Raw genomic sequence first — 12,476 nt, 5'->3', positions numbered from 1 at the left:
ACGGGAAGGGTCGCTGTTACGAATTGGAGACATTATCTTTGCAGCCAAAACCATGCCTGGAGGCGAACCAATCCGATTGCCATATCGCTTGCCGTTGCAGGCGCTCTGCCGGATTCGCGCGTTTCCCCAATGCCTGTCGGAAGACGGTTTCGGCGATGGAGTGGAATCCGATTTGGTACGCCGGCGGTGTGTTGGTTAACCGACGAATGCGCGAGCGCATGGTTTAGTGCGAAAAGACGTTTTGTTTGAGCCGTTCGGGTTGCGTACTCACAAAGTTTTCGTGTACTTTACGTGATTGAATTTGTCAAAACGTGAACATGTGATATTGTCGCGTCCATCCGGGCAATAATCGATTGAATAATAGGACACCGATTCATTTAGTATGCACGCAAAGCGAAGCGAAAAGAACAAGCCGCACTGCCTGACCTGAGTTCAGGCAAGGCGGCTTTTTCTTTTCGCGCCCGCAACGGTAGCGACGTGGATACGGTTTGTTTCGGTTGCCTGTTGACCTTGGCTGAAGTGCTGCAATTGTGAGGAATTGCAGCAGTTCAGCCGGTGCCGGATTCATTGGCCCACACCATTTTCAGGTTTGGTCCGATGAATAATTCGCTCGCCACGTTGGACGAGCGGGTTTTAACCTTGAGCTTATTTCATCGCAGATGAAGGAGAACTACAATGGCAACCGCTAAAAAACCAGCAGCAAAAGCAGCAACAAAGAGCACCCCTTCGTCCGCGACGAAGTCCACCAAGCCGGCAGCAAAAGCTGCAGCCGAGAAACCGGCAGCAAAGAAAGCTGCCGCCAAGCCGGCAGCCAAGCCGGTAGCGAAGTCGGCAAGCAAGTCGGCAGCAAAGCCTGCTGCAAAGAAAGCCGCAGCAAGCAAAACCGCTGCCACCAAGACCACTGCTACGAAGGCAGTGGCCAAGCCGGCCGCAAAGAAAGCCGCCGCCAAGCCAGCAGCCAAGCCAGCAGCAAAGAAAGCTGTTGCTAAATCGGCAGCAAAGCCGGCAGCCAAGAAAGCCGCTGCTAAACCAGCAGCGAAGCCAGCTGCAAAGAAAGCCGCTGCTAAACCAGCCGCAAAGAAGGCCGCTGCCAAGCCAGCCGCCAAATCGGCAACCAAGTCGGCTGCAAAGCCGGCGGCAAAGAAAGCTGCTGCTAAACCAGCCGCCAAGCCAGCTGCAAAGAAAGCCGCTGCAAAGCCGGCAGCCAAGAAAGCCGCCGCTAAACCGGCAGCAAAGAAAGCCGGCGCTAAACCAGCAGCTAAACCTGCTGCAAAGAAAGCAACTGCAAAGCCTGCAGCCAAGTCGGCCGCTAAATCGGCAGCCAAGCCGGCAGCCAAGAAAGCCGCGGCCAAACCAGCTGCAAAAAAGGCCGCTGCTAAACCCGCAGCCAAGTCGGCCGCTAAATCGGCAGCCAAGCCGGCAGCAAAGAAATCCGCCGTCAAACCGGTAGCCAAGAAAGCCGCGGCAAAGCCAGCGGCAAAGAAAGCGACCGCTACCAAAACGGCAGCGACCAAATCGGTTGCTAAATCGGCTGCAAAGCCGGCAGCCAAGCCGGCAGCAAAGAAAGCGGCCGCAACCAAAGCCACCGCTAAGCCTGCTGCAAAGAAAGCCGCTGCTCCAGCCAAAGCCGCTGCATCGGCAAAAACCGCTGCTCCAGCTAAAGCCGCTACTCCGGCAAAAGCCGCTGCGCCAGCAAAAGCTGCCGCTCCAGCTAAAACCGCCGCTACCAAACCGGCTGCTACCAAAACCGCCGCCAAGCCTGCTGCAAAGCCTGCCGCAAAAGCGGAAGCCAAGCCGGAAGTAAAGGCCGAAGCCAAGCCGGAAGCCAAGGCAGAAGCCAAGCCGGAAGCGAAAACCGAGTCGAAAGCCGACACCAAAGCGGAATCGAAAACCGAATCGAAATCGGACAAAGCCGATAACAAGGCAGCGTCGACGACTGCTCCGGCCGCCAAGACCACGCTGTCGCCGGCAGCAGCCTGGCCGTTCCCGACCAGCAGCCGTCCGTAATCCAGCCGGCGAGCGCGGCTCGTTAGCAAGTCTTGCCTGGATCAGGCAAAATGCCGCTGTGTGATCGTTCACACAGCGGTTTTTTTATGAGGAGCCTTCGTGCTGTCTATTCTCCAGTTCATTGTCGATATCGCCGCCGGCCTGTTGGGCGGACTGCTCCTGCTGCGTTTCTGGATGCAGGCGATCCGCGTGCGTCCGCCTGCGCAGATCGGGCAGTTCACCTTCACGCTCACCGACTGGCTGGTGCTGCCGCTGCGGCGCCTGGTGCCGGGCATGGGCGGCTATGACTGGGCAAGCCTGATCGGCGCCTTCCTGGTGGTGGTGCTGGCCAGCTCGCTGTTGCTGCTGGTGGGTGCGCCCTGGGAGACGGTGCTGCTGGGGGCCTTGTACCGCTTCCTGAACTGGATCCTGTACGGGTTCATGGCGCTCCTGATCATCGATGCGGTATTCAGCTGGGTGAATCCGAGCGCGCCGCTGGCGCCCTTCGTGCATGCGATGAATACGCCGATCCTGCGCCCGATCCGGCGCGTGGTGCCGCCTGTGGGCGGGGTGGATTTATCGGTGCTGGTGGCGCTGGTGCTGATTCAGATTATTCAGTTCGTGCTGAGGCAGGTGTTTTTCGGGTGATGGGTGTAAGCGCGCGCTTGTAGTGCGCTAATAAAAATTGGGTCCCCGCCTGCGGGGACCCAATCTTTTTGTGTGCAGCGTTAGCGCCGGCTTTACCGAAACTTGTACCCGAACGCCGCTTCGAACTTCTCTTCGATCTGCTGCGGCGTAAAGCTGTGGTTCTGGCCGCCCTGGCTGGCGATCTTGATCGAACCGAGCAGGCTGGCGATGCGGCCGGTGGTGGGCCAGTCGTAGCCCTCGGTGATCCCGTACAGCAGGCCGGCGCGGTAGGCGTCGCCGCAGCCGGTCGGGTCGACGATGTTCTCGGCTTTCACCGCCGGGATGCGATGGTGTTCGCCGCCCGCATAGATGTCCGATCCTTCTCCGCCGCGCGTGATGATCAGGGCATCCAGGCGCGAAGCGATGTCGGCCTGGCTCAGGCCAGTGCGGTCCATCACCATCTCGAATTCGTAGTCGTTCGAGGCCAGGTAGCTGGCCTGGTCGATGAAGCGGATCAGCTCTTCGCCCGAGAACATCGGCAGCTGCTGGCCAGGGTCGAACATGAACGGCACCTTGTGCTCGGCGCAATCGGCTGCGTGCTTGAGCATGCCGTCGCGGCCGTCCGGCGAGATGATCGCCACCCGCAGCGCGCCCAGGTCGGCCACGTTGTTCTCGTGCGAGTACTGCATGGCGCCCGGGTGGAAGGCGTTGATCTGGTTGTTGTCCTGGTCGGCGGTGACGAAGCACTGCGCGGTATAGGCGTCCGGGATGGTGCGGATGGCGCGCGTCTCGATGCCTTGCTTGCCCATGCGCTCGAGGTAGTCGCCGCCGTCCTGGCCGATCGTGCCCATCACCAGCGGTTCGCCGCCCAGCAGCTTGAGGTTGTAAGCGATGTTGACCGAGCAGCCGCCATATTCCGTGCGCAGGGTCGGCACCAGGAAAGAGACGTTCACGCGGTGCAGCTGGTCGGCCAGCAGGGTTTCGGCGAAGCGGCCGTGGTACTGCATGATCTTGTCGAATGCAATCGATCCGCAGATCAGGGCGGTCTTGGTCATGGATGAACCTTCAGGGATATTAGGGATAGAAGACGGCGATATGGTAACCGGACGGCGCCGGTTCTTCCACGCGGAAGTTCAGCTTGATGGGCTGCTCGGCGCGCGCGGCGAAGCCGGCCCCCAGGAGGGGCCCTGCCGGCAGGTAGTCGCGCGGGCCGAACACCCGGCGCACCAGGGGCTTGTCGTCCGGATCGGACAAGGTCAATTCGATGCTCGGCCAGGCCTGCACCGAATCGCCCTGGTTGCGCAGCAGCGTGGTGAAGCTGTAGGCGTTGCCGCCCAGCGTGGTCAATTCGCCGGTTTCGATTACCATCTGCTCGATCTGGGCCGGCAGCTCCACGCGGCAGCCGAGCAGGCCGCACATTGAGACCAGCACCGGCTTCATGCCCGGATAGCGGGCCGCCAGCGTGTTGCGGAAGGAGGTGGCCGCCTGCGCCGCCAGCACCAGCAGCAGCAGCAGGCTGCCCAGCACCAGGGCGATGCGCACCGCCTTGCCAGAACGCTCGCGCTGGCGGCCGCGGCGCACGAACTCCGGTTCGTCCGATTCGGGCACGCGCAGCTTGGGCGCTTCGATCTTGGTGGGCGTGAGCTTGGAGCGGCGCGCGGCGCGCGCGTCCAGCGCGCGGGTGCGGGGCGTGCGCGGCGCGACCGGCGGGGCGATGGGCGCGGCCTGGATGGTGACGGTGGAAGGACCGGATTCGCGCAGCAGCAGCGAAGGCATGGACAGGCCGGCGGCCCTGGTGGCAGCCTTGCGCTCTTCCCTGGCCAGGATGACGGCTGGCGCGGATTCGGTGACGTCCAGCGCGTGGCCATCGTCCGGCGCCGGCGCGGCGACCAGTTCTTCGTCGACCGGCAGCTCGAGCATCGGGGCAGGCGCTGGTTCGGGCAGTGGTTCCGGCCGCGGCTCGAACACAGGCTCGGGCTGCGGTTCAGGCAAAGGCTGCGGTTCCGGCGCCGCATCCGGTTGCGGCTCCGGCAGCGGTTCGGCTTCGGGCGCAACAGTCCCGGCATCGTCGCTCGCCTGCGGCAGGATGCCGAAGGGCGAGAAGGTATGGTCGAATTCGAGGGTGTAGATCGGCTCTTCGGCCGCCTCGAGGGGCGCGGCAGGCGCGGGGACCTCCGGTTCTGGAGGCGGCACTGCGGGGGGCGCCGCGCGAACGGAAGGCGGTGCGGCAGGCGCCGCGGCCAGGTCGACCAGGGCGGCGCTGCCGTCAAATACCTGGGTGCAGGCGCCGCAACGAACGATGCCCCCACGCAGCTTGAGCTGGTCCGCGGCGACGCGGAACATGGTGCCGCAGTGGGGGCATTGGGTGGCGAGCGCCATGCGTCAGCCGGCGGCAGCTTGGCGCGGCGGCGGTGCGTTCTCCTGGCCGAGCGTGCCGTGAAGGGCAACCCAGCCGTCCTGCTCGGCCCAGACGCCCAGCTTGATGAAAGGTGCGTAGGCGCTGGCCACTTCCTCGGCCTGGCGCGCCAGCACGCCCGACAGCACCAGCGAACCACCGGCGGCCACGCGGCCTGCCAGCATCGGCGCCATCAGCTTCAATGGGCTCGACAGGATGTTGGCCACCACGATGTCGAACTGGCCCTTGGCGTGGCGCTCGTTGGGCGTCACGGCCAGGTCGTCCGGCACGTAGAAGTCGATCGCACAGTGATTGCGCCCGGCGTTGGCGCGGGCCGATTCGATCGCCTGCGGGTCGATGTCGACACCAGCCACGTCGTCAGCGCCGAGTTTCTTGGCGACCATCGCCAGGATGCCCGAGCCGCAGCCGTAGTCCAGCACCGACTTGCCCGGGGCAGGGTGGGCTTCGAGCCATTCCATGCACAGTCGGGTGGTCGGGTGGCTGCCGGTGCCGAAGGCGAGGCCCGGGTCGAGTTCCAGAATGAGGCCATTCGGATCCGGGGCTTCGTGCCAGCTCGGCACGACCCAGATATTGGTGCCGATGTGGATCGGCTCGAACTGCGACTGCGTCAGGCGCACCCAGTCGGCATCGGCCACCGCGCGGGTGGTGAAGGACGGCACGACGGGCAGCTTGATGGCGTTGGCGGCTTCCTGGACGATCGCGAACTGGTCGGCATCGACGTCGGTGAGGGCGACCACGCGGGAATGGTCCCAGGCGGCTTCTTTCGGTTCCATGCCCGGCTCGCCGAACAGCGGGCGTTCAGCGTCCGTGCCTTCGTCGGCGTCTTCGACCGACACCGACAGGGCGCCCGCGTCCATCAGGGCGTCCGACAGGGCCTCTGCATGGTCGCGTGCGACCTCGATGACTACTTCCGTCCAGCTCATGCGTCTACCTTGGCTTCCGATTTGGCGCCGATACCGCCTTCCTTGGGCAGGTCTGGCTTCGAGGCCAGCTTGTGCTCGAGGTAGTGGATGTTGGTGCCGCCTTCGATGAATCGGGCGTCCACCATCAGCTCGCGGTGCAGCGGGATATTGGTGAGAATACCTTCAACCACCATTTCCGAGAGCGCGATTTGCATGCGGCGAATGGCCTGATCGCGCGTCGCACCGTAGGAAATTACCTTGCCGATCATCGAGTCGTAATGAGGTGGAACATAGTATCCGGCATACGAGTGCGAATCGACACGGATGCCAGGGCCGCCCGGCGGGTGCCAGCCGGTGATGCGGCCCGGCGAAGGCGTGAACTTGAACGGGTCTTCGGCATTGATGCGGCACTCGATCGCGTGGCCCGACAACATGATGTCGCGCTGCTTGAAGCGCAGCTTCTCGCCGCAGGCGATGCGGATCTGTTCCTGCACGATGTCGATCCCGGTGATCATTTCGGTCACTGGGTGCTCGACCTGCACGCGGGTGTTCATCTCGATGAAATAGAACTCGCCGTTCTCGTACAGGAATTCGAAGGTGCCGGCGCCGCGGTAGCCGATCTTGCGGCAGGCTTCGGCGCAGCGGTCGCCGATCTTCTCGATCAGTTTGCGCGGGATGCCCGGCGCCGGTGCTTCTTCGATCACCTTCTGGTGGCGGCGCTGCATCGAGCAGTCGCGTTCGCCCAGCCAGACGGCGTTTTTATGTTCGTCGGCGAGGATCTGGATTTCCACGTGGCGCGGGTTTTCCAGGAACTTCTCCATGTAGACTTCCGGATTGCCGAAGGCGCTGCCGGCTTCGGTCTTGGTCATCTGCACCGCGCCCAGCAGGGCCGCTTCGGTATGCACCACGCGCATGCCGCGGCCACCGCCGCCGCCTGCCGCCTTGATGATGACCGGATAGCCGACCTTGCGCGCGGTCGTGATGATCTCTTTCGGGTCGTCGCTCAGGGCGCCGTCCGAGCCCGGCACGCAAGGCACGCCGGCCTTGATCATGGCCTGCTTGGCCGAGACCTTGTCGCCCATCAGGCGGATCGAGTCGGAACGCGGGCCGATGAAGACGAAGCCCGATTTCTCGACGCGCTCGGCGAAATCGGCGTTCTCGGACAGGAAGCCATAGCCCGGGTGGATCGCCTCGGCGTCCGTCACTTCTGCGGCGCTGATAATGGCCGGCATGTTCAGATAGCTGAGTGCCGACTGGGCCGGGCCGATGCAGACCGATTCGTCGGCCAGCTTCACGTACTTGGCGTCCTTGTCCGCTTCGGAGTGCACGACAACCGTCTTGATGCCCAGCTCGCGGCAGGCGCGCTGGATACGCAGCGCGATTTCACCACGGTTGGCGATGAGGATTTTTTCAAACATGGTAGGTTCGATGTTTCTGTGAAGACCGGTGCAGCCAAGCTGACTAGCGCGCCGGACACAACATGGATGAGCTGGCGGCAGGACGCCGCCGGGCCTAACTGCCTGGATCGTCTAGCAAGGCCCCCAGGGCAAGGCGTATCGTCGAAGACAGTACGCCAGTACGGCAAGACGATGCAACGCCGCGATGGGGGAATTTTTAGACGATCTTAGCCGATGATGAACAGCGGCTGACCAAATTCAACCGGTTGGCCGTTTTCCACGAGGATCTTGGTAACAACGCCAGTCGCATCGGCGTCGATTTCATTCAGGAGCTTCATCGCTTCGATGATGCACAGGGTGTCGCCTTCCTTGATGTTCTGACCGATTTCGACGAAGGCCGCGGCGCCCGGGGCCGACGAACGGTAGAAGGTGCCGACCATCGGCGACTTGACGACGTGGCCGGTCGGCTCGGCGGCGACGGCCGGAGCCGGTGCAGCCGCTGGTGCCGGTGCGTGCTGGGCCGGGGCGGCGTAGTGCTGCACGCCCTGCTGCGGCATCATCATCATCTGGCCCTGCGGGATGGCGGACGACTTGACGATACGGACCTTGCTTTCGCCTTCGGTCACTTCGAGTTCAGCGATGTCGGATTCGGCGACCAGGTCGATCAAGGTCTTGAGTTTTCTGAGATCCATGTGAAACCCCTTGGAATTATTCGTTTTTAAGAGAGCTGGTAGCGCGGTAACCGTCGCCGCGCAGCCGCTGATACATGAAGTTGACGTAGATTAACGCGATTTAAGCGCAAAGTCGATGGCAAACCGGTATCCGTCCGGCCCCAGTCCGCAGATCACGCCTTGCGCGATGCTTGAGAGGTAGGAGTGATGCCGGAACGGCTCGCGGGCATGCACGTTCGAGATGTGCACTTCCACGAACGGAATCGCCACCGCGGAGAGCGCATCGCGCAATGCCACGCTGGTATGGGTCAGGCCGCCAGGATTGATGACGATCGCGTCCACGCCTTCGCCGCGCGCGGCATGGATACGGTCGATCAGGGCTCCCTCATGGTTACTCTGGAAGCAGGCGAGGCTTGCGCCCGCCGCCCCGGCCTGGGCTGCTGCTGCTTGTTCGATGTCGGCCAGCGTCGTCGCGCCGTACACCGCAGGCTCCCGGGTCCCCAATAGATTGAGGTTGGGGCCATTAAGCAGCAGTAGCTTTTTCGCCATATTGAAGTGTCTGAACGCCCGAAAGGAAGGCATTGTGCCGCCAAGCTCGTCTGTTGGCAAGCAGTAAAATTGTCGGTGGATAAGAGCATATTCGCCGGAATTCCGAATAGTACGACCGTTCGTTAGCCTTCCAGCTTTGCCAGGTCGGCACGCAATTCGTCGAATTTCAATTTGCCCAGATAAGTCTTCTTGACCTGTCCATCGGCTCCGATCAGCACGGTATAAGGCAGTCCGCCGGCCTTGTTGCCGAAGTCGCGCGACAGCTCGGTCCCGCCCATGCCGCCCACGTACAGCGGATAGGCGATCTTCAGCTTGGCCGCGAATTCGCGCATGTTCGAGGGCGAATCGATGCCGATGCCGATCACATTGAAATGCTTGCCGCCGTCATGACCGGCCAGTTCCGACAGCTCCGGCATCTCCTGCACGCAGGGCCCGCACCAGGTCGCCCAGAAATTGACCACCAGCGGCTTGCCGCGCCATTTGCTCAGTGACTGCGGCGCGCCGGCCAGGTCGTTGAGCGACTGCCCGAACAGATTGTCCACGGCTGTGTGCGGCTTGCCGCCAGTCGGGGCAATTACGGTGGTAAGGGGAGGAGTGTCCTTCTTGTTGACCGCGACCAGCGCGCCCATGATGCCGAACATGGCGGCAACGGCCGCATACGCGGCCACGTGTTTCTTGTTCATTTATCCTTTTCCATTGCTTCGTCATTCGCCATCAGCGCGCGCAGCCCGTTCGCGTCGATACGCTGCGGGCGGCCGTCGGCGCGTGGCTTGAGTGCGCCGCGCAAGTCATGGTAATCATATAACTCGGCGTGAATAGTTTCCTTATGCCACATGAAGCTGACAGTTTCAACCGGCTCGTGCCGCCCGCCGCGGAAATGGGGCGTTTCCGAGATCTCTATATTGACGTTGCGGTTGAGCAGGTAGATCTGCACTTCCTTGGCGCTGTCGGCAAACAGTTGCAGGTGGATGTCGTCATGTTCGCCGGCAGTGCCGTTCAGGACCGCGCCGGTGAGATAAGGATGGAAATCCGCCAACGCGTCCATCACCTGCAGCGCCGTGTCGCGCAGCAGGGCCAGGCGCTCGGGCTGGCCGGCCACGCCGAACAGTGACAGGTATGTGCGGACCTCGTCCTCGATCTGGCTGTTGTCGGGCATCAGGTTGGGCGCCGGCTGGTCCACCCCGAGCACCTGGCGGGCGGCCTTGCGGCGGGCGGTGGCGTAGTCGGCGCCATCCTGGGCGATCATGCGCGCCGCGTTTGCAGCGATTTCGGCGCGCAACTGGAGTACGTCTGTGTTCAGTGTCGGCATGATGACCGAATCATACTCTTGAACGGCAAATGGCAGCGGGTCGGGTAGAATCGCGTATTCGATTTTTCACCCTGCTATTTCTCCCACGATCATGCACATTCATATACTCGGCATTTGCGGCACCTTCATGGGAGGCCTGGCGGTCCTGGCCAAGGAAGCCGGCCACCGCGTCACCGGCTGCGACGCCAACGTCTATCCCCCGATGAGCACCCAGTTGGAAGCTCAGGGGATCGAGCTGATCCAGGGCTATGGCCCGGAGCAGGTGTCGCTGAACCCGGACCTGTATGTGATTGGCAATGTCATGACGCGGGGTAATCCGCTGATCGAGGAAATCCTGAACCGTGGCCTGAAGTATGTATCGGGCCCGCAGTGGATCGGCGAACACATCCTGCGCGACAAATGGGTGCTGGCCGTGGCCGGTACGCACGGCAAGACCACGACCACCTCGATGCTGGCCTGGATCCTGGAAGACGCGGGCTATGCGCCGGGCTTCCTGATCGGCGGCGTGCCGATGAACTTCGGCATCTCGGCGCGCCTGCATGGCGATAAACCATCGGACTTCTTCGTGATCGAGGCCGACGAATACGACACCGCCTTCTTCGACAAGCGCAGCAAGTTCGTGCACTACCACGCCAAGACCGCGGTGCTGAACAACCTCGAATACGACCACGCCGACATCTTCCCGGACATTGGCGCCATCGAGACCCAGTTCCACCACCTGGTGCGCACCGTGCCGGGCGTGGGCCGCCTGGTCGTCAATGGCGACGAAGCCTCGCTCGCCCGTGTGATCAAGCGCGGCTGCTGGAGCGACAAGGAACTCTTCGGATCCAGCGAAGGCACGAACTGGGGCCTGGTCGAGCATCCGGGCGGCGGCAGCTTCGACGTCCTGTTCAATGGCGACATGCAGGGCACCGTGCACTGGGACCTGACCGGCCACCACAACCGCTCGAACGCGCTGGCCGCGATTGCCGCCGCGCGCCACGTCGGCGTGCCGACCTCGCAGGCGATCGATGCGCTGTCGCGCTTCCAGAACGTGAAGCGCCGCATGGAAGTGCGCGGCACGGTCAATAACATCACCGTGTACGACGATTTCGCCCACCATCCGACCGCGATCGCCACCACCGTCGGCGGCCTGCGCCAGAAACTCGGGACCACCGGCCGCATCCTGGCGGTGCTCGAGCCGCGCTCGAACACCATGAAGCTCGGCGCCATGAAGGATGCGCTGCCGGGCAGCCTGAAGGACGCCGACCTGGTGTTCGGCTTCGGCAGCCAGCAGGCGCTGGGCTGGTCGCTGGCCGATGCCCTCAAGCCGCTGGGCGCGATTGCCCACAGCTTCGACCAGATCGACTACATGGTGCAGGCCATCGTGCAGGCGGCCCAGCCGGGCGACCACATCCTGGTCATGAGCAACGGCGGCTTCGGCGGCGTGCACCAGAAACTGCTGGACGCGCTGGCTCCATGATGTTGTACCTGCACGGGTTCCGCTCGTCGCCCAAGTCGTTCAAGGCGCGGGTGGTGCAAAAGGCCCTGGAAGACGCCGGCCGCGCGCATGAGCTGATCTGCCCGCAACTGCCGGCCTCGCCGAAGGCCGCGATGGCCCTCGGCCTGCTGCTGGCCGAGCGTCATGCGCCCCACAATTTGTCGATCATCGGCTCCTCGCTGGGCGGCTTCTACGCCACCTGGCTGGCCGAGCGCCTGGGCTGCCGCGCCGTGCTGCTCAATCCCTCCGTCGATCCTATCCGGAACCTGGAACACCATGTCGGCGTCACCACGGCCTGGCATTCGAGCGAGCCTTTCGAATTCCGCCCTGAGTACATCGGCGAGCTGGCCGACCTGCGCGTCGGCCAGATCACCCAGCCGGAGCGCTATTTTTTGCTGGCTGCGACCGGTGACGAAGTGCTCGACTACCGCGACATGGTGGCCCACTATCCCGGCGCGCGCCAGCACCTGATCCGGGGAAGCGACCACGCGATTTCCGAATTCCCGCAGTATGTGGAGGAAGTGCTCGCCTTCTGCTCGGCGCCATTGGACATGGCGCAGTGAAGGGAGCGACGCTGCGACAGGCGGCCTGGCGGCCCCATGCCAGGGCCGTGCGTGCCCCTGGCGCGCTGCGCGACTGGCTCACCACCGAAGGCTCGCTGACCGCGCGCCTGGTGGCCGCTAGCAGCTCTTTCCGCGTGCGCCGGCTGCACCAGCGCGCCGCCACCTGCCTGGCCGACGAGGCGCAAGCGATCGGCCTGGCGCGCCCGGGACGGGTATGGGAGCGCGAAGTGCTCCTGGAATGCGACGGCAAGCCGGTGGTGTTCGGCCACACGGTGGTGCCCACGAATTGCACGGCGGCCGACTGGCCGCTGTTTTCGGCGCTGGGCGAACGCTCGCTCGGCACCACGCTCTTTTACGATCCGCTGGTGCGCCGTGGCCAGCTGGAATATGCGCGCATCCGCGCCGGCCATCCGCTAATTAGCCGCGTGCGCGAAGCCCTCGGCGGGGCCGATGACTCGCTTTATTATGCCCGGCGCTGCGTCTATCGCCGCCGTCAAGGCCTGCTGCTGGTCACCGAGGTATTCTTGCCTGCGGTACTAAGCCTGGCAGGCGCACCACAAGAGAACACGAAATAAA

General features: G+C 63.4%; 13 protein-coding genes. 5 read left to right on the top strand and 8 right to left on the bottom strand.

The window, feature by feature from the left end; translation table 11 throughout:
• The first annotated feature begins 675 nt into the window (after positions 1-675).
• On the top strand, positions 676-2,007 hold the full coding sequence (locus tag AC56K1_RS06020; RefSeq protein ID WP_497156935.1) for a transcriptional regulator: 1,332 nt from the start codon (positions 676-678) through the stop codon (positions 2,005-2,007).
• Between the two features lie 99 nt (positions 2,008-2,106).
• Positions 2,107-2,634 carry a YggT family protein gene (locus AC56K1_RS06015; protein WP_497156934.1) on the top strand — a complete coding sequence of 176 codons (528 nt, stop codon included), beginning with the start codon at positions 2,107-2,109 and terminating at the stop codon, positions 2,632-2,634.
• A gap of 92 nt (positions 2,635-2,726) precedes the next feature.
• On the opposite strand, the gene AC56K1_RS06010 is transcribed toward AC56K1_RS06015, so the two are convergent.
• From AC56K1_RS06010 to AC56K1_RS05975, 8 genes are all read right to left on the bottom strand, one after another.
• Entirely contained in the window at positions 2,727-3,668 is a 942-nt protein-coding gene (locus AC56K1_RS06010; RefSeq protein WP_497156933.1) for a carbohydrate kinase family protein, read from the bottom strand.
• Between the two features lie 19 nt (positions 3,669-3,687).
• On the bottom strand, positions 3,688-4,992 hold the full coding sequence (locus AC56K1_RS06005; RefSeq protein ID WP_497156932.1) for a DUF3426 domain-containing protein: 1,305 nt from the start codon (positions 4,990-4,992) through the stop codon (positions 3,688-3,690).
• Between the two features lie 3 nt (positions 4,993-4,995).
• The gene (prmA, locus tag AC56K1_RS06000) at positions 4,996-5,952 is read right to left on the bottom strand and encodes a 50S ribosomal protein L11 methyltransferase (protein WP_497156931.1); all 957 of its coding nucleotides are present in this window, start codon (positions 5,950-5,952) and stop codon (positions 4,996-4,998) included.
• Positions 5,949-7,349 (bottom strand): acetyl-CoA carboxylase biotin carboxylase subunit, encoded by a 1,401-nt coding sequence (accC, locus tag AC56K1_RS05995; protein WP_497156930.1) that lies wholly within the window; start codon positions 7,347-7,349, stop codon positions 5,949-5,951. The genes prmA and accC overlap by 4 nt, the downstream gene beginning before the upstream one ends.
• A 206-nt stretch (positions 7,350-7,555) precedes the next feature.
• Entirely contained in the window at positions 7,556-8,020 is a 465-nt protein-coding gene (gene accB, locus AC56K1_RS05990) for an acetyl-CoA carboxylase biotin carboxyl carrier protein (protein WP_497156929.1), read from the bottom strand.
• A 90-nt stretch (positions 8,021-8,110) separates the two neighbouring features.
• Complete coding sequence (gene aroQ, locus AC56K1_RS05985) at positions 8,111-8,548, bottom strand: type II 3-dehydroquinate dehydratase (RefSeq protein WP_497156928.1); 438 nt, start codon at positions 8,546-8,548, stop codon at positions 8,111-8,113.
• Positions 8,549-8,670: 122 nt separating this feature from the next.
• Positions 8,671-9,231, bottom strand: a complete 561-nt coding sequence (locus AC56K1_RS05980; protein WP_497156927.1) for a TlpA family protein disulfide reductase — start codon at positions 9,229-9,231, stop codon at positions 8,671-8,673.
• Positions 9,228-9,857 (bottom strand): hypothetical protein, encoded by a 630-nt coding sequence (locus tag AC56K1_RS05975; protein WP_497156926.1) that lies wholly within the window; start codon positions 9,855-9,857, stop codon positions 9,228-9,230. Before AC56K1_RS05975 ends, AC56K1_RS05980 begins: the two co-directional genes overlap by 4 nt.
• 91 nt (positions 9,858-9,948) lie before the next feature.
• Here AC56K1_RS05975 and mpl point away from each other — a divergent pair, with 91 nt between their 5' ends.
• The 3 genes from mpl to AC56K1_RS05960 are packed head-to-tail and all read left to right on the top strand — an operon-like array spanning position 9,949 to position 12,475.
• Positions 9,949-11,319, top strand: coding sequence for a UDP-N-acetylmuramate:L-alanyl-gamma-D-glutamyl-meso-diaminopimelate ligase (gene mpl / locus AC56K1_RS05970; RefSeq protein ID WP_497156925.1), 1,371 nt, complete (start codon positions 9,949-9,951; stop codon positions 11,317-11,319).
• Positions 11,316-11,900, top strand: a complete 585-nt coding sequence (locus AC56K1_RS05965) for a YqiA/YcfP family alpha/beta fold hydrolase (protein ID WP_497156924.1) — start codon at positions 11,316-11,318, stop codon at positions 11,898-11,900. Before mpl ends, AC56K1_RS05965 begins: the two co-directional genes overlap by 4 nt.
• Entirely contained in the window at positions 11,897-12,475 is a 579-nt protein-coding gene (locus AC56K1_RS05960) for a chorismate--pyruvate lyase family protein (protein WP_497156923.1), read from the top strand. The genes AC56K1_RS05965 and AC56K1_RS05960 overlap by 4 nt, the downstream gene beginning before the upstream one ends.
• Position 12,476 lies beyond the last annotated feature (1 nt).

It is taken from the genome of Telluria sp. ZB4P37, from assembly GCF_059685855.1.
The sequence above is the reverse complement of the archived record's forward strand: the minus strand, read 5'-3'. Positions and strand labels throughout refer to the sequence as shown.

Coding starts and splice junctions, on each gene's coding strand:
- aroQ (WP_497156928.1), bottom strand. CDS start 8,548: ATGGCGAAAAAGCTACTGCTGCTTAATGGCCCCAACCTCAATCTATTG.
- accC (WP_497156930.1), bottom strand. CDS start 7,349: ATGTTTGAAAAAATCCTCATCGCCAACCGTGGTGAAATCGCGCTGCGT.
- AC56K1_RS06010 (WP_497156933.1), bottom strand. CDS start 3,668: ATGACCAAGACCGCCCTGATCTGCGGATCGATTGCATTCGACAAGATC.
- AC56K1_RS05975 (WP_497156926.1), bottom strand. CDS start 9,857: ATGCCGACACTGAACACAGACGTACTCCAGTTGCGCGCCGAAATCGCT.
- AC56K1_RS05980 (WP_497156927.1), bottom strand. CDS start 9,231: ATGAACAAGAAACACGTGGCCGCGTATGCGGCCGTTGCCGCCATGTTC.
- accB (WP_497156929.1), bottom strand. CDS start 8,020: ATGGATCTCAGAAAACTCAAGACCTTGATCGACCTGGTCGCCGAATCC.
- AC56K1_RS06020 (WP_497156935.1), top strand. CDS start 676: ATGGCAACCGCTAAAAAACCAGCAGCAAAAGCAGCAACAAAGAGCACC.
- prmA (WP_497156931.1), bottom strand. CDS start 5,952: ATGAGCTGGACGGAAGTAGTCATCGAGGTCGCACGCGACCATGCAGAG.
- AC56K1_RS06005 (WP_497156932.1), bottom strand. CDS start 4,992: ATGGCGCTCGCCACCCAATGCCCCCACTGCGGCACCATGTTCCGCGTC.
- mpl (WP_497156925.1), top strand. CDS start 9,949: ATGCACATTCATATACTCGGCATTTGCGGCACCTTCATGGGAGGCCTG.
- AC56K1_RS05965 (WP_497156924.1), top strand. CDS start 11,316: ATGATGTTGTACCTGCACGGGTTCCGCTCGTCGCCCAAGTCGTTCAAG.